Source organism: Paenibacillus spongiae (genome assembly GCF_024734895.1).
Taxonomy (GTDB): domain Bacteria; phylum Bacillota; class Bacilli; order Paenibacillales; family Paenibacillaceae; genus Paenibacillus_Z; species Paenibacillus_Z spongiae.
Map to the genome: position 1 here is coordinate 5,955,184 of NZ_CP091430.1, position 16,536 is coordinate 5,971,719.

Annotated in this window: 11 protein-coding genes and 2 pseudogenes; 4 read left to right on the forward strand and 9 right to left on the reverse strand. The window is 51.0% G+C overall.

Annotation, left to right across the window (positions count from 1 at the left end; all coding sequences use genetic code 11):
• Positions 1–79: 79 nt before the first annotated feature.
• From L1F29_RS26855 to L1F29_RS26865, 3 genes are all read right to left on the reverse strand, one after another.
• Positions 80–1,672: an extracellular solute-binding protein gene (locus tag L1F29_RS26855; protein ID WP_258385100.1), complete on the reverse strand. Its 1,593-nt coding sequence runs from the start codon at positions 1,670–1,672 to the stop codon at positions 80–82.
• 127 nt (positions 1,673–1,799) lie between these two features.
• Positions 1,800–2,711, reverse strand: a complete 912-nt coding sequence (locus L1F29_RS26860; protein WP_258385101.1) for a carbohydrate ABC transporter permease — start codon at positions 2,709–2,711, stop codon at positions 1,800–1,802.
• A gap of 18 nt (positions 2,712–2,729) precedes the next feature.
• The gene (locus tag L1F29_RS26865; RefSeq protein ID WP_258389815.1) at positions 2,730–3,680 is read right to left on the reverse strand and encodes an ABC transporter permease; all 951 of its coding nucleotides are present in this window, start codon (positions 3,678–3,680) and stop codon (positions 2,730–2,732) included.
• 341 nt (positions 3,681–4,021) lie between these two features.
• On the opposite strand from L1F29_RS26865, the gene L1F29_RS26870 reads away from it, so the two are divergent.
• The gene (locus L1F29_RS26870) at positions 4,022–5,302 is read left to right on the forward strand and encodes a glycoside hydrolase family 125 protein (RefSeq protein ID WP_258385102.1); all 1,281 of its coding nucleotides are present in this window, start codon (positions 4,022–4,024) and stop codon (positions 5,300–5,302) included.
• Between the two features lie 415 nt (positions 5,303–5,717).
• Here L1F29_RS26870 and L1F29_RS26875 read toward each other — a convergent pair whose 3' ends face one another.
• Together L1F29_RS26875 and L1F29_RS26880 are read right to left on the reverse strand one after the other, a co-directional pair.
• On the reverse strand, positions 5,718–5,978 hold the full coding sequence (locus L1F29_RS26875) for a JAB domain-containing protein (protein ID WP_309252425.1): 261 nt from the start codon (positions 5,976–5,978) through the stop codon (positions 5,718–5,720).
• A complete protein-coding gene (locus L1F29_RS26880; RefSeq protein ID WP_258385103.1) occupies positions 5,902–6,171 on the reverse strand; it encodes a JAB domain-containing protein in 270 nt (89 codons plus the stop codon). The genes L1F29_RS26875 and L1F29_RS26880 overlap by 77 nt, the downstream gene beginning before the upstream one ends.
• A 256-nt stretch (positions 6,172–6,427) precedes the next feature.
• Here L1F29_RS26880 and L1F29_RS26885 point away from each other — a divergent pair, with 256 nt between their 5' ends.
• Positions 6,428–6,619 carry a hypothetical protein gene (locus L1F29_RS26885; protein ID WP_258385104.1) on the forward strand — a complete coding sequence of 64 codons (192 nt, stop codon included), beginning with the start codon at positions 6,428–6,430 and terminating at the stop codon, positions 6,617–6,619.
• Positions 6,620–6,621: 2 nt separating this feature from the next.
• Here the strand turns inward: L1F29_RS26885 and L1F29_RS26890 are convergent.
• Positions 6,622–6,807 (reverse strand): annotated as a pseudogene (locus tag L1F29_RS26890) (hypothetical protein); the annotation flags it as partial.
• 524 nt (positions 6,808–7,331) lie between these two features.
• Between L1F29_RS26890 and L1F29_RS26895 the strand changes: the two are divergent.
• Together L1F29_RS26895 and L1F29_RS26900 are read left to right on the forward strand one after the other, a co-directional pair.
• A complete protein-coding gene (locus tag L1F29_RS26895) occupies positions 7,332–8,462 on the forward strand; it encodes a hypothetical protein (protein WP_258385105.1) in 1,131 nt (376 codons plus the stop codon).
• 36 nt (positions 8,463–8,498) lie between these two features.
• Positions 8,499–8,612, forward strand: a pseudogene (locus L1F29_RS26900) (VOC family protein); the annotation flags it as partial.
• 76 nt (positions 8,613–8,688) lie between these two features.
• Here L1F29_RS26900 and L1F29_RS26905 read toward each other — a convergent pair.
• The 3 genes from L1F29_RS26905 to L1F29_RS26915 all read right to left on the reverse strand — a co-directional run bounded on the left by L1F29_RS26905 (position 8,689) and on the right by L1F29_RS26915 (position 16,521).
• Positions 8,689–11,010, reverse strand: a complete 2,322-nt coding sequence (locus tag L1F29_RS26905) for a golvesin C-terminal-like domain-containing protein (RefSeq protein ID WP_258385106.1) — start codon at positions 11,008–11,010, stop codon at positions 8,689–8,691.
• Positions 11,011–11,495: 485 nt separating this feature from the next.
• On the reverse strand, positions 11,496–11,627 hold the full coding sequence (locus tag L1F29_RS26910) for a hypothetical protein (RefSeq protein ID WP_258385107.1): 132 nt from the start codon (positions 11,625–11,627) through the stop codon (positions 11,496–11,498).
• Between the two features lie 19 nt (positions 11,628–11,646).
• Positions 11,647–16,521 carry an OmpL47-type beta-barrel domain-containing protein gene (locus L1F29_RS26915; protein ID WP_258385108.1) on the reverse strand — a complete coding sequence of 1,625 codons (4,875 nt, stop codon included), beginning with the start codon at positions 16,519–16,521 and terminating at the stop codon, positions 11,647–11,649.
• Positions 16,522–16,536 lie beyond the last annotated feature (15 nt).

A 16,536-nucleotide genomic window follows, 5' to 3' on the forward strand; every position in this document is an offset into this window, starting at 1 on the left:
CACACCAACAGCTCTTCGGCTGCGGACGAGTCCACAAGCCGTAAGAGCTGGGCCAAACATCATGTGCGGTCTGCTCGTATTAATTTGCTTTCCAGCGGTCGTAGGCGGCCTGATAAATCTCGGCCATCCGGTTTCCGCCCATTTTATTAATGGTATTCAAGTAACCGTCCCAGTTGGCAAGCGGCTCCGCGCCGGTAATGAACTTCGCTTCCATTTGACGCACATAAGTCGTCAGGTCGGAGCTTAACGTCGTCACTTCCGCCTGCTCTTCTGAAGTCAGGAACAGGGTCGGATAAGGGATTCTGGCCCCCTTGTCCAGCAGCTTCGTTTTCGATTCATTTTCGACCCACGCATCAAATTCCGTCAGAAGCCCCTTAGACGTTTCCGGAATCGAAATCGTCGGCGCCGGAATGCCGTAGTTAGGCGTTAATGTAGCGCGGTATTCCTCGCGATCGCCGCCCCCTGGCACAGGCAGATATTCCTTGGTCAGCGTATTTTTGTCCGTGTACTTCCACAGCGTGCCTTCCGGCCCTTTATTGAAGAGCGTCGCGCCTTCATAGCCGTACAGGTAATCCACCCAACGCATCGAAGCTTCCGGATATTCATTGGTGCTCGAAATCGCGAATGCGCCGGTCGTCACGCCTCTGTTCTTGGCTATGACGGGAGCGTCTACCATCTCGCTCTTGACAGGCGCAAACATCGGATCGTCCATGCTTGGCTCTCCGCCAAGGGTCATATAAGCATGCCAATCGGAGAATAAGGCCACTTGATTGTTTTGCGCTTTGGCTTTCTTCTGCTCGGCCGTTTGGGAGAATGTCTCGTGATCCAGCAGATTCTCGCTCCACAGTCGGTTCAGGAAGGTCAGATATTGTTTATATCCTTCCTCTACAGGGGTATAGTGAACGACATCCTTATCGTCTACATAGATCTCTTCCTCATAGACACCGTATGCGCCCAGCAGCCATGTGCGGATATCGCGCAGGTTGACCGAGGAGAGCGGAATTTCATCCGCCTTGCCGTTGCCGTTCGCGTCTTCGTCCTTCACTCTCTTCAGGAAGGCGTACAGCTCTTCCGTCGTTTCAGGAAGCTTGTCTACGCCCAGCTTCTTCAGAAAATCGCCATTGTACCACAGCGGGTTGCGGTACCAAGGCTGGTTGAACTCCACAACCGGCAGCGAGTAGATATGTCCGTCCGGAGCCGTGATCGACTTGCGCACATTCGGATTTTCATCCAGCACCTTTTTAAAGTTCGGCGCGTGCGACTCGATCAAATCCTCCAGCGGAATCAGGATACCCTGCTCTCCGTAGTTCATTTGCTCTGCTGGCGTCAGGCCGGCCGCATAGAACACATCCGGATATTCGCCGCTGGCAAATACGAGGTTTTTCTTCGTTTCGAAGCTATCCTTCGGCGCGTTCTGGAACTCCATCTTAATATTCGATTTTTCCGCCATCTGCTGCAATACAGCCATGTTGTTCCAGTTTTGCAAACCAACGTCAGGCGCCATCATCGTCAATGAAATCTTCTCATTCACGATCGGGAACCCTTCCTTGTTTACCTCGGCCGCCGCATTCTCGCCCTCTTTGTTGTTGTTGGACGAGCCGCAGCCTGCCAGCAGCCCGACCAGCATAGTCGCCGATACGAGCAGTGCCAAGCCTTTTCTTCTCTGTTGCATGCGTAATCCTCCCTTTTCGATTATCTTAATGCTATAACAAACGAAGGCATCTTGCATGCTGCCTCCATCTATTACCGTTAATGGTAGCGGAACGATTGAATGGAACCTAAAGCGCCTTCGCAGGCGGTTACCCTTTGACGGAGCCGATCATGACCCCCTGGACAAAATACCGCTGCAGGAACGGATACAAGATAACGACCGGCAGCGTAGATACGATAATGACGGCGTATTTGACCAGTGAGGCGATTTCCGCCTTGTTATTCATCGCTTGCGCAATGTCGCCGCTAATGGCGGCTCCCGTCGTTTCCGCAGACATTTCTTGCAGAACGAGAATTTGACGAAGCACCATCTGCAGGGGATACTTCACCTCGTCGTTCAAATAAATCAAAGCAGGGAAGTAACTGTTCCAGTGGCCTACTCCATAGAACAGCGCCATCACCGCTATAATCGGCGCCGATAAAGGCAGCACGATGCGGATAAACAATTTGAAATTGGTACAGCCGTCCATATGGGCCGCCTCCTGCAATTCCTTTGGAATCGTGGAATGGAAGAAGGTACGCGCCACAATGATGTTCCAGACAGATGCTGCCACAGGCAGAATCAGCGCTCCCATGGTGTTGATCAAGTTTAAGTTCTTGATTAACAGATACGTCGGTATCAAGCCGCCATTGAAGAACATCGTGACCAGGAACATCCCCATGAAGAAATTGCGGCCGACAAAGTCCGAACGGCTTAACGCATAAGCTGCAGGCAGCGTAACGGCCAGATTCAGCAGCGTGCCTAACACCGTGTAAATAATCGTGTTCATATAGCCGTTCCATATTTTCGGATTGTCGAATACAAGCTTGTATCCATCCAGCGTAATTCCCTTCGGAAACAGCCACATCTCGCCGGAATTGACAGCCTGCGGACTGCTGATCGAGGCGCTGACAATGTACAGCAGCGGATACAGCACAACGACGAGAGCCACTGCCAGGAACATATAGTTTAGCGCCAGAAACAGCTTGTCCGACTTCGTCTCCCTGACTGACGTCACCATAGCCTCATCCCCCTCCTTTTACCATAAGCTGTTGTCGCTCGTACGCTTCGCAATCTGGTTCACCGTGATCAGCATAATCGCATTCACGATCGAATTGAACAGTCCGACTGCCGTAGAGAAGCTATACTGCGCGCTGACCAAGCCTGTACGATAAACGAATGTGGATATGACGTCTGAGGCTTCCATATTCAGTGAATTTTGCAGAAGCAAAATTTTCTCATAGCCCACGCCCAGAATATTCCCGGTATTCAGGATGAGCAAAATGGTAATCGTCGGAATAATGGTCGGCAAATTAATATGAAGCATGCGTTTGAATCGACTTGCGCCATCCACGATCGCCGCTTCATGCAGCTGCGGATCGACGGCCGACAGCGCGGCCAGATAAATAATGGTCCCCCAGCCGGCGTTCTGCCACACCCCCGAGATGACATAGATCGTTTTGAACCAAGCCGGCTCATTCAGAAATTGCGGCGCTTCGATCCCAAACAGCTCAATCAATCTGGTGATCATCCCGGTGGACGGCGACAGGAATGTAATAATCATGCCCGCCATCACGACCATCGAAATAAAGTGCGGCGCGTACGTAATCGTTTGCACCGTTTTCTTGAAGAAGCCGGTCCGTATTTCATTGAATGCCAGCGCCAGTATGATCGGGAGCGGAAAACCGATCGCCAGCTCAAGGAAGCTGATGCTCAAGGTGTTCCATAGCAAGTCCCAAAAATAATGCGAGTTAAAAAACCGTTCAAAATGCTGAAAGCCTACCCAATCGCTTCCGAAGATCCCCTTAGATGGAATAAAGTTTTTGAATGCGATTTGAATGCCGTACATAGGTCCGTAATGGAAGATGGCAAAATACAAAAATGCGGGTGCGATAAATAAATACAGTTCCCAGTTTTGCCATATTTTCTTGCCGATTCCGCCTGACGGTCGAAGAGTAGGCTGTACAGCTTGCTGCCCCTTTCCCTTCATCTCTTCTCTCCTTCCTCTCCCGTTCTCGTTGTCACCGCTTACAACAACCGGATACTGCCGGGTATGAATGAATTGTAAGGAAAAATCGACGGGACCGTAAATATGTAGGTTCTGCTCCGTCATCGGCAAGTCTCCGTCAACCCCAGCATTATCAAGGCTTCCCCGCTAATCCCCCGCCCAAGGGAAGGCGGATATGACAAGAGCGGTTATTCACGCCTTGATAGTGCAATGTGTTGTTTTTGACCTGTGGCATTCACCTGCAAATGATACATATTGCTGGATCTGCCGCTCTTGTGCAATCCTGCCCTTGAGAGTTTAAACCCAATCAGGAGGCATTCAACATGACACTTCCATACGCCATCAAACAATTTATGGACGAAGCCGATCAGCGCCTTGCCCATCGTCCCAAGCTGCAGCAGCTGTTCCGGAACTGTTTCCCCAACACGCTCGAAACGACAACGAAGCTGCAAGGCGACGGAACGACATTCGTCTTCACGGGCGACATTCCGGCCATGTGGCTGCGCGATTCTACCGAACAGGTCCGTCACTATATTCCGTTTGCCAAGGACGACAAAGATTTGCAGCGCATCATCGGCGGCTTGATTGCCCGCCAGATTTTCTATATCAACATCGATCCCTACACCAACGCCTTTAATGAAACCGCCAACGACCGCCATTACCTGGAAACCGACGATTGCGGCTTGAACCCATGGATGTGGGAGCGCAAATATGAACTCGACTCCCTGTGCTTTCCCGTGCAGCTGCTTTATTCGTACTGGAAAGAAACCGGGCAGACCGATATTTTCACCGATGCTTGCTATCAGGCGCTCACGTCCATTGTGCAGGTGATGATCACCGAACAGCGTCATGAGCAGCGGTCGACGTACCATTTTATCCGTCAAACGAAGAAGGAAACCGAAACACTGCAGAACGAAGGGCGCGGGCTTCCGGTCAACTATACCGGCATGACCTGGTCGGGCTTCCGCCCGAGCGATGACGCCAACCTGTTCGGATACAACATTCCTGCCAATATGTTTGCGGTCGTCGTGCTGGGACATATCATCGAAATTGCCACTGCGATTTACCAGGATAAGAATCTGGCTGAGCGGGCGGACAAGCTGCGCCGGGAAATCGATTACGGCATCCGTGCTTACGGAATCGTCAATCATCCCAAATACGGACAAATTTATGCGTACGAAACGGATGGCTACGGCAATTACTGCCTGATGGACGATGCGGGTACACCGGGGCTTATTTCGATCCCTTATATCGGGTATGTAGGGGTAGATGATCCGATTTATCAGAATACGCGCCGCTTTGCGCTGAGTCATGACAATCCGTTCTACTTCGAGGGCAAGCTGGCCAAGGGGATCGGGAGTCCGCACACGCCGGGAGGCTATGTATGGCACATGGCGCTGTCCATGCAGGCGCTGACCGCTGATAATGACGAGGAAATCAAGGCATTGATCGAGATGCTGATCAGTACGGATGCCGATACCGGCTATATGCATGAAGGCTTCCATCCGGACGATCCGGCAGATTTCTCCCGCGAATGGTTCGCCTGGTCCAACAGCCTGTTCGCCGCGCTGATCTGCAAGGCGATGGACAAGAATTTGGTGTAGATAAACCGCTACGTAGGCAGAATGTTCTTCCGATCGCTGTTGTTTCCGGACTCCTTGATTAAATTGGACAATGGTTGGAATCCGGAAACAAAGGCGAACGCTGGCGCTTCTTCAGAATCATTCGACCTTCTTCGTTATGGTTTAACTGATCATCCCCAAAAATAAAAAAGAAACCTTTCCTTGTCAGAATGGAAGCATGACCAACCATCAATAAGGAGAGGTTTCTTTATGCATTCATATACCCTGGATCAGCTTATCTTGCTAATCAAGCTAAGAGGAGAAATTCTATCAACGACGCTGTCAAACGGTTAAGTTGCACTCAACTCATGTAGTGTAATAGCCCCCTTAAGTGCTATCGCAGCAAGCTTCATTTATGTGAAAGTTAGGCCGGTTTCCCGGCCATCCTTCGATTACACTAGAAGGCGACACCCTGCTCTTTTAAGCTAACAAATTGGCTTTCACCGATAATAATGTGGTCTAGTACTTCGATTCCCATCAGTTCTCCGACTTCGACCAAGCGCCGAGTTATGCTTATATCCTCTTGGCATGCTGTCGTATTCCCACTCCGATGGTTATAGAAGCATACAATCGATGCAGCGTTATTTAGGGATTGCTGCTTTGAAAATTTCTCTAGGATGCACGATTGAGGAGTTAAGATTTCCGATAGAAATAATATGTACCCCCGCGACGGCGTTTTTTGTGTTAAGCGTCAAGATACCGAACTTTTCACAAGCCTCATGTTCAAGGTCTAGGACAGTTTGAATGATGTGGTAGGCATCACGCGGAGAACGTATTATCTTAGAATCAAGGTCATACCGTGCACCCTTCTCCTTGACTTGTTTTATGGTGTAAATGTTATTGGTTATCATTGCTTCAATCCCCCATTGATTGATTTTGCGGCCATACCAGTCTGCCGCTTGGCAAACGAATACTGCAGCAGCAGGGGTGAATGCCGCTGCCCCCGATCGCCATCTAGAGGCCCCACGCAGCGCAAAGTGATGTGGCGGGGGTAGATGGCTCGGCAAGTCTAGGGGTCGTGGAATACCGGAACGTAGAGAGGATATGCCGCGAAAGCCCCTTGAACTGCCGGAGGGCTGTAGTAGAGTCCAAGCGTAGCGGCAGGCGTTGCAAAAAAAGGCCGCCGTTCCTAATCTCTTCTTCCCTGAAGGCTTCGGGAACGCGAAGGAGGAAAAGCTGGCCAATGGAACCTACCGGGTCTTAGACGGGACGATCTTGCTCGGCTTAGAGCTGGTCGTTCGCTTGGCAGCCCGACTGAACGAGCTGGGGGGCCAAATAGCTCCAAAGATCGTTTGTTAAAAATCGTCCGCCATCAGCGCAGTATCTGCAGTTTCAAGGGCCGTATCCGTACCGGCTCCGACCACGGTAATCCCAACGGTTGAAGCCGCGAGTGCAGGGACATCATTGACTCCATCGCCGATCATTGCCACATTTCTAAAAAGTTTTTCTAGTCCAAGTTTTTGTTTTATATATGTCATTAAGTCCTTCCCGCGAGGATGGGTTTGTTTCCGGAAAAAGGGAGTTTTCCAGGGTTGAATAATAAGTTGATTCGAGTGATTTCCATCAAACAATATAACCGACCCTGTTCGCATCTTGAAAGGTCGGTTTTTTTTAGCGTTAGAACTCGTTACCGTGTCAGCTTAATAAATAGTACAAAATGCATAACCATAGCCTGAAACTTTCAAGAATTACAAATGTTTGGTTAATTTTGTAATTTACCCCCAAAAGGGAAAATTCAATACGAATATATTGTAGTATATTATTATTCAAATTGAATAACCTTACTCATTTTACCGAAAGAAACAACAAAGAGATGAATTCCCGTGAGGGCCTCAGATAACGATCTTTCGGTGATTCTGCTGAATGTTATTCTTTTCAGACCCTGCCTTCTCAACTACAACATGTTTTTCTGTGAATTCGACACAAGGGGGTGTTTATTTAATCAAAACAAGTTTAAAACGAAATACCGATGGATAGTCAACAAAAATAAGTTTATAGGTGAGGTGCACTAATGAAACGACGATTTATCCCTTTTGTTTGGGCATTTACGCTGTTGATGCTGATTCTGCTTCCGCCGTTGCAGGCCTCGGCCGCTGATGATTGGAGTTCCGAGGTGCTCCTTAACGAATTCAACGGAACCATCCTCGGCTTTGACGAAAGCCGAATTATTTGGAAAGAAACCGGCGATAAGGTACTCTGGTTGCACAACCGTACGGATGGAAGCCAAGTAAAGGTTTACGATGCCACCGGGTCAGACTATACGATCTATTCGGCAAAGTTATCCACCGAAGGCGTAGTCTATACTTTATCTATTACAGACCCTAGCGGATGGCCTACTTATCATTCAGTTTATTATTGGAACGACGGAAACGTTCAAAAGCTTGCCAATGGCAATTATCGTGCGGATGTTTATGATGTGAAAGGGAATTTTGCGGTATTTACCAATAGAGTGCTGGATTTAGCTACGGGACAGTCCCGTACCTTACCGAATTCGCATTTTGCAAATATGAACCGCTTTGATCTGTCGGCTGACGGAACCGTGGTTTACACGGATCCAACTTATAATTCGAACCTCTACAAGTCGCATCCCGACGGTACGTTGATGACGTATGTGCTGCCTGCCGGCTACCAAAGCTACAGCGGGCCTTTGATGGACGGGAAAAACATGATCTACCAGGTTAAAAGGTACAGTAGCGACAAGTGGTTGCTCCGATTGCGTGACGCCGATGACAATATTACCACATTAGCCCTAAATCCTTGGTATGGCTTTTTTCCCAACCCGAGACCATCCTATCAGATCAATAACGGCTGGATTGCCTATCAGGAGTATAATAAAGAAAAAGATAATTGGGCCTTGTATGTCCGGTCGCCGGAAGGTGAAACCAAACCGATCTTTGAAACCGCTTCACAGACGTGGAAACAGTCGTGGTACTCAAGAGACGGCATCTCCATCAATCAGTTGGGCGCGGACGGCTCGGTTGTATACACGGTGTACTACGGGAAGTTGAAATACTCCAAAACGTACCTTTATTCCACTCATTCGGATAAACATGTGCGTGTGTCCAGCGGTACGAAGTTCCAATACCAGAATGGTGCCTGGTACCGGATGACTAGCAATTCGTTGTTCGCCATTCAAATTTAGGCAAAACATGCAAGTCTATTTGAGGTTGCATGGGAAAAAGGTCAAGTGAGTATGCCGCTGCAAGAAACTTTCTTCAGCCCTGCTTACGGTATTGTAACGGACAAGTTCGGCATAACTTTCGAAATATACACCGAGGGCAAACAAGAATAATTCATTGCGAGTGAATCTCCCCTATGAGAAACCCCTAAAATGCTTGTTATTCAGCATTCTAGGGGTTTTTACTATATCATCTCGGAGTAACTAAGACGTTATCGAATACGGCTGTCTGACCGTTGGTTCTCAAGCCGATATAACCGTCGGTCAAGCTCAAATCGTTTGCGTCGATTTTTTGCACTCCGTTGACAAAACCTTTAATGGAGCTGCCATCCAGCTCCATCCGCAGTAAATACCACGTGCCCGGACTGGCTTCGATGTGAGCTTCTCCAAGATTGACCCAACTGCCGTTCACTTTTTTGTAAAGCTGGACTTTGTTCGCATCGTAATTGATCTGCATCGTGTACATGCTGGATAAATCGGCGTTTGCTCTGGCGACCAAGCCGGAAGAAGACTTGGGGCCGGTCTTATCATACACTTTGACAGCCGCAGTTATCGCTGCATCGGTGTAAACGGTCCCTGTTACCGTTTCCGCAGTGCCGGTTCCGGTTTGCTTCAATACTTTGGTGCCGTCGTCCGCTACGCTCCAATTGCCGCTTAATACCGTCCAATTTGCAGCGCTACCGCTTTGGAAATGGTCCCCGAAGCTAACCGGTTCGAACATGACCGCATCAGCTCTTGTGTTGGAGCCGGAACTCGCCGTCAACATCACATAGCCATCCGTTCCCGCATCGAAATAGGCCGTATCGATCAGACGCCATCGGCCTCTGCCCATTGTCGTCTGATCGATGAAAATCGTATCTGTTTTGCCGCCATGATAAATTGTGTATAGGGCGTTCTTATTCGAGTTTAGATTCGCAGGATAACTGACATATACGTTATAGTATCCCGATTTCGGAAGGTCTGGCGTCCATTTGGCCGTACTTCCGGCATTGCTGCTGTAACGGGAGCTTCCACCGTAGCTGTCGGGAAGAGAACTGTTGCCCCATGTCCCCGACTCGCTATAACCGCTGCCGCCATTGTCGATGATGACGGCGCCGTTCGATTTAACCGGTCCGATCACGTTGGAATAAGGGGAATATAAGCCTTCTGAATTTTTGGCCCTGACCCGGTAGAAATAAATCTTACCCTTTTTGGCCGACAAATCGCTGAATATCGGTACGATTAAATTATAATTGCGCGGTATAGTAATATCGTCGGTCACTCCGGCGCCTACTGTTTCCCAAGGTCCCTTCCGGTTAAATGAGCGTTCGACGTCATATGAAGCGGCTCCCGAAGCTCCCAGCCAAGAGAGTGTGTTTACGGAGTTCGCGGGAAACATAACCGGTGTGTCCGGGGCGGGCCATGGCGGAACGGTTAAGCCTTTGATTGAATACGCATATCTTCGCAATAAGCCAATGGTAACCGATTCGTTCGCAAAATCGCCAGTTGCAAATCCCGGATAACGCAAATATGCCCAATTTCCGACCGGCTGCCAGTGCCATCCTCCCATCTTGTGATGGGGCATTGTGGCCCAAAACATCGCACCTGAAGTTCCGTTGTTCTGTACGGTGCTGAGCAGCTGCTCGGTCACTTCGGGTGAGAAATCCCCGAACTCTCCGATAATCAACGGTTTCTTCCCTTTGGTCGTATTTCTCCATTCGTTGATTTTGGCAATCGGATCGGAGTAGTTGTGATATCTGTATATATGCGGATCAATGAAATCAATATTGGGGTCATCCAACGCATTTTGTCTTATTCCCTGAGCGCGTACATATCCTCCGTCGCCAACGAGATGATTCGCATCGAGACTTTTGAAATAAGCGGCCATTTCGCTTGTCCAGCTGTCGGTGGAATGAAGCTCGTTGCCGAGCTGCCAGGCCATAATCGCATTATCGTCCTTATACTTCACGTTCGTATAAGTATTGGTACGGTTAACGACGTAATTGATAAAGTCTTTGAAATCCTGCTTGATTTCCGGATCGCTCCAGAATTCATCGGCGCTTTTGTTGCGGAATGCCGCCCAATCGGCAACTCCGCCAACATAATTGTATTTGTCCACGAAAGGAATAATGAGCCGCACATTGTACTGATTCGCCAATTGAAGAACCTTGTCAAACAGCTTAAAGGCGCTCTCGTTATAGTTTCCGGGGGCCATCACATGACGATAGGCGTCTTCAGGGTCGCTGGTCATTTTCACCTCGAAAGGATACAAGCGAATGACGTTAATGCCCGATATGCTGGCACCCCGAATCAAGTCCTCGATTTCGTTCGGATCCATCCATGCCCTACCAAGAAACGGCACGTTCGAACCGATAAAGCGAAACTCGGTCGTACCGTCCATGAATTTATCCACATCACGCGTAATATAATTTGTGAACCCGGCTTGTGCCCTTTCCGGACTAAAGAAAAATAAGACGGAAACAAGCATTATTACAACGCAAACCATACTTGTAAATCTCATCTGATGTCTCATATAGCTGTACCTCCTTGTTAAAGTTGTAAACGCTTTCAATATGGTCAATAGGCAGTGGTGAAAAAATGTGCATCCCCCTTCCATTTACCATAATCCAATTACACGTGTAAGCGAATTCATTAACTAGGTAAAATATAACAAGTTCTATATTTGTTACGATATATACTTTTCCATGCAAACAGATCGCCAAGCTGTTCACGATACCGTTATGCTCATGTGTTTTGCTGCAAGGCAGCGCCCAGATTCCCGGACGATTAATCATATGCGTTCGGAACGGTAGTCATTCTCTTACTCCCTTTACAAATGAACGAATGACCGTCACAACGAGCGGAGCAGGAAGAATGATTCTGGAGAAGCGTTAGCGGTCGCCTTTGTTCCCGGATATCAACCTCTTCACGTCAATTCAGAAGAAATCCGGGAACAACAGCGATCGGAAGAACATTCTGCCTGCGCAGCGGGTTGTGTTTGATCATCCGTTCATTTAACTAACTCTCATCGATCCAAACCTCTTCCCAGAAATTCGTTTCGGGGTTGTATACATAAGCCCAGTACTCCGTCTGCTTGACATCCAGGGTCTGCAGCTCCGGCTTGGTCCAAGCTTGTTTATCGTGATCCACCTGCCCGCCTCCCTTCGTTTTAGAATGATCCCGCACCTGTGAAGATGCCTTTGGCAAAGTCCATTTTGTTCATAACGACTTCCGGATTCCCTGCCTGATCGGTACTGTAGTATTCCACGATATGCGTAGTACCGGCCATGGCCGTGAATGAACCGGTATACGGCATCCAGGCGCCGCCGTTAATCCGATACAGCGTTCCTCTTATACCGGACCCGCTGACCGGCTCCTCTGCCCGCAAGGTGACCGTAAACCCGCTAATGTACGGTCTTCCGGCTTTATTGACGGCCATGATCGGATCGAAGTGATAGCGCGTGATCGGGGCCGATTTATCGAGCTTCAGCTCCATCGATTGGGGGTTCTCGACATTGCCGGCCTGATCGGTGCTGCGGTATTCGAAGGTATATACCCCGTCCTGCGGCAGCACCACAGGCGCCGTATAAGCCTTCCATTCGCTGCCGTTCATCCGGTATTCCGTCAATTTCACCCCGGAGCTGTCGTCCGTGGCGGTGAGCGTTATCGTGATGTCGGACCTATGCCAGCCGGATACGGGATCTGGGCCGCTGGCCGATGTGGAGACGGCTGTCGTAACGGGAGGCACGACATCCGGATTTTTCCTGTCGTACAGCTCATCGATTTCTTTCTCGGTCAGAGGATAGTTGAATATCCGGAAATCATCCATCAACCCGCGGAAATATTCCGTTGCTCCCGGGGGATCGAACCCGATCGTCACCTTCTCGGTCGTATTCTTGAATACGCCCGCCCATTCTCTGGTGGCCCGCAGTTCCCCGTTAATATAGTACTTGATGATCTTGCCGTCCCATGTAACCGTGGATAAGTACCATTCCTTGAAGCCTACCGGCGTATCGGGGAAGAGATGCGTGTATCCCGGACGATCGCCGCTGACCAGCCGCACGCCCGGCGATTTGCCGGAAGGATCGTGCAAGAAGGAATACGGCCCATAGTCGGACGTGTTCCCTTTGGTCAATATCGGCGCATAGCCTCCAGATCCCGCATCCTCCTTGTAAAGCCACATCGAGAAGGAGAAGTTCGTAGACAAATCAAGCGAATCGCTGTCTTCGACCGTAACGCCGCTTCTTCCGTCGAATTTGGCGGCTTTCCCGACGATTCCTTCGGCGAACGTCGGATTCCCTACCGCGGGTTTCCCATGATTGCCGTTGCCCGAGAAGTCATCGAACGTATCGTCAAACGTATAGAACGCAATCTGTCTTGGAGTCTGCTCCGCGCGGGTGATGAACGTCATGCTGGCTTTCGCCTCGCCGCCGTCATCGTCCCTCACCGTTACGACGGCCTCATACTGCTTATCCGGCGCATCCTTCTCCATGACCGGATAGGCATGATCGAAGGTGCATAAGGATGAAGTGGTTCCGTCTCCGAAGTCCCAATGGCACGTATGCTTATCCGCTCCCCCTGGATCGGAGATCTGGATTCCCGTCCTATAGTTCTGCCCGCCAAGCAAGGTCGCGCCATCCCCGACCCTAACGGCAGGCGGCACGTTGGTTGTCGTGATGTCCTTCGTGACCCGATGCACGTTCCCATCCTTCGTCACAGTCTCCAGCGTAACGGGATAGGTTTTGTTATCGTTGTAGCTATGCGTTACAGGCATTCCCGTTGTCGTTGATGAATCTCCGAACAACCACTTGCTGGACGTTATGAAACCATCGTCGCTGCCTGCCGTGGTATTAACGAAGGTAACGGTTTCCCCTTCCTTCGGGTTCTGAGGCATAAATTCGAAGTCGGCCGGTTCGACCGTCTGCTCCAGCGTGTAGCTGCTGGTATGTCCTTGGGAATCGGTTACGGTCAGCTTAACCGGATACGTTCCGGGACCCGGGAAGGTATGCGTAGGCTCCTTCTCCGCGCTGATCGGACTGTTGTCGCCGAATTCCCACTTCCAGGACACGATGTCGTTATCCTCATCCGTGGACAAGTTCTGGAACGTGACCGTTTGGCCGCCAATTAAACCGGTTTTCACTTTGAACTGCTGGGTGGAAGTCACGGAGCTGTTCCCATGATTGGTAAGCGGCCGGTATAGAATATATTTGGCCCACACCGGCTTTGGCAGCTTGAATTCCTGCAGATCACCATTGTTGGCGGTCGCCGATTTGATGACGGTCGTAAACGCCGCATCATCCAAGGTCGTCGTCGAGACGGCAACCTCGAAATCTTTTACCCGCTGGTCTGCAAAAGACGGGCGGGGCCTGATCTGAATTCGGTCGATCAGGTACGGGTTGCCGTCGGCCAAACTGATTTTCACCCACTGATTATCCTTCACCCGTGTCGCCCAAGGGTTGTGGTAAGTAAACTTCAGCATGTTTTCCGCACTGTGGCCGCTGTCGTAGTTGCTGGATACGGCTTCCACCTTCGCGCGCTCTTCCAGCAAAGCGACGTTCTTCCCGGGGCCGGCCGGATAGAATAACGCCTGCGGCTGCTTCGGCTGGGCAATGGTGAACGAAACTTGCTTCGTCGCTTCAACGTTGCCGATCAGGTCGATGCTCCGGTATTCAACCGTATGGGCCCCCTCGACCGATACGACGATTGGCGCCGACTGATAAGTCTGCCATTCTCCGCCGTCAATGCGATATTCGGTTTTCTCGATTCCGCTGTCATCCTCTGCCGTGAATGTGATCGAGACGGGAGATTTATAATTGCCGTTCACGCCGTCAGGGACGGCAGGAGTCAGCGCGGCTGTCGTAACCGGCGGCGTCTCATCCGCTGTCGTCCAACGTACGCCGGCTGCCGGCGAAGTAAGTCCAGCCGCCCGGGCTATCGCTTGGTCGTCGCCTGTCTTCGTGCCGGTATAACTGAAAGCCGCAACGCCGTTGTTGTCGGTCGCTGCCGTATATGAGGCCGGATTTGCCCCGGATATCGTCATGGTCACCGGCACTCCCGCCACGCCAAGGCCTTGATCGTCAAGAACAGCCGCTGTAAGCGTGTGTACCGCGCCGACCCGCACGGTCTTGCTCTGCGGCGAAAGCGTCAAGGCAGCCGGCATCGACCGGAGCACTTTCGCTGTCCAGTCGACGCGTACCGCTCCGCCCAGCAGGCTTCCGTCGGTCACGACCGCTTCAATCGTATGAATTCCCGCAGCTGCCGGCCGGTATGTAAACGAGCTCCCGCTGCCCGAAGAGACGCCGTCTACGAACCATTCCGTCGATATGGGATCGTTATCCGGATCCGCGGCCGATACGCTAAACGTCTCCGCCTTCCCGATGTACTGCTCCACTTGGCGATTGGCCGGTGATTGAGCCGTAATGACAGGCGCACGGTTTACATCTGCGATCGTCGCTTTCGCATAGTCAACCGCTTGCTTGCCGGCTGCATCGGTTACCTTCAATCCGATATAACCTTGGAAGGACGTCATGAACGTATGTGAGACCGCTGCGCCTTGAGCATCCCCGAATACGCCGTCGCCGTTCAAATCCCATTCGTATGCCGTTATGCCGGCGGTGCTGGTCGAAGCGGCACCGTTCAGCGCAACCGCGGTTCCTTCATTCGCGGTATAGGGCCCTCCTGCTTTCGCGACCGGATCATCATTGCGAACCGTCGGATCGTTGAGCAGTTGGTTAATGACATCGACAATGTGAGAGCCGAACGTCACCAAAGTCGCACCAAGCACGTTATTATCACTCACAATACCCGAACCTTCAGCCAGCATCTCCTGCTTCGTGAAGGCGAAATCCCCGGCGATGAATTGTGACTTGAATTGGTCGATCTCGGCATCGCTCATGTTCAAATTGCGCAAGTATTGGATTTCATCAGCCGTAAACCCGGAGGCGGCTACTCGCGTACGCAGCTGCTCCAGCCCTGCGGCTTTGTCGTTCAACGGTTCTCCGTCCGCAGATAGTGCCTGATTAAACTGCGAGACGCGCTGGCTCGTGCGCTGCAATTGATTGAGCAGCAGATCGATGTTGTCATTCAATGCCATCGCGTGGGTCAACGCCCAATTCGTGTCGCCGGCCGCCTGCGCGCCTTGATAACGTTCAAGCAGCGTCCACAGCTGGCGGGTGATGGCTTGCTCGTTCGCAGCTTCGTTTGCTAGTGATTGCATGGCTAGATCGAGAGGATGATTGCTTTGAAAATCAAGAATCGGCCTTTCGCCGAGGGGAGTGACATGCTTGAAGTCCGGATCCGGAGGATCATCGGCAATACCTTGGTAATGCTTCGCCTGGTTGGCTAGTTGAAGCGTCGCCATTGTGCGGGGGTCTTGGAGGCCGCTTCTCATGAGGAAATCGACGAACTTTTCATTCGGATTCCTGCCGGCATCGGCGGCTTTCTGGAGGGCAAACAGCTTTTCCGCGTACTTCTTATACTTTTCCCAACGCTTTGCTTCTTTCTCTGCGGCTTCCTTCAGCTCCGTGAGGTCAAGCGGCGGAACGACGCCCGTCGTATATTCCACCTTGAAGGCCGGGTCGATAACGCCGTCGATCAGGTAGTTGAACTTGCCGTCCTGGCATTCATCGAATACAATCGCATACTCTCCAGGGGGGATTTTACCATCGGGCCCTGTATACCCGATCGTCTCCGAGATGAAGATCCCGCTGGACAATGCCATGACGGCGTTGGGGCCGCCGCCTCCGACATCTTCAAGCTCCTTGCCGTCGGACAGTATCGAAAGACTTCCGCTCTCTACGATGTAGAGGTCGGTCCAAGAATTGATGCCATCTGCAATGCCTTCGGGGCAATGAGGGATGATCTGCATCTTGCCGGTATGAATCGTAATATTGGCATTTGCTCCGAACGTCTTGTAGGCATCGCCTTGATCCGTCCACGAGATCCATTGGCCGAGCCCGCTCGCGCCCGCAGCGGGAAGACTTGCCCCGAGCAGCAGCACCGTACAGAGGATGGTTGCTAGAAACTTGCGTAAGATGATAACCACTCCAATCTTCAATAA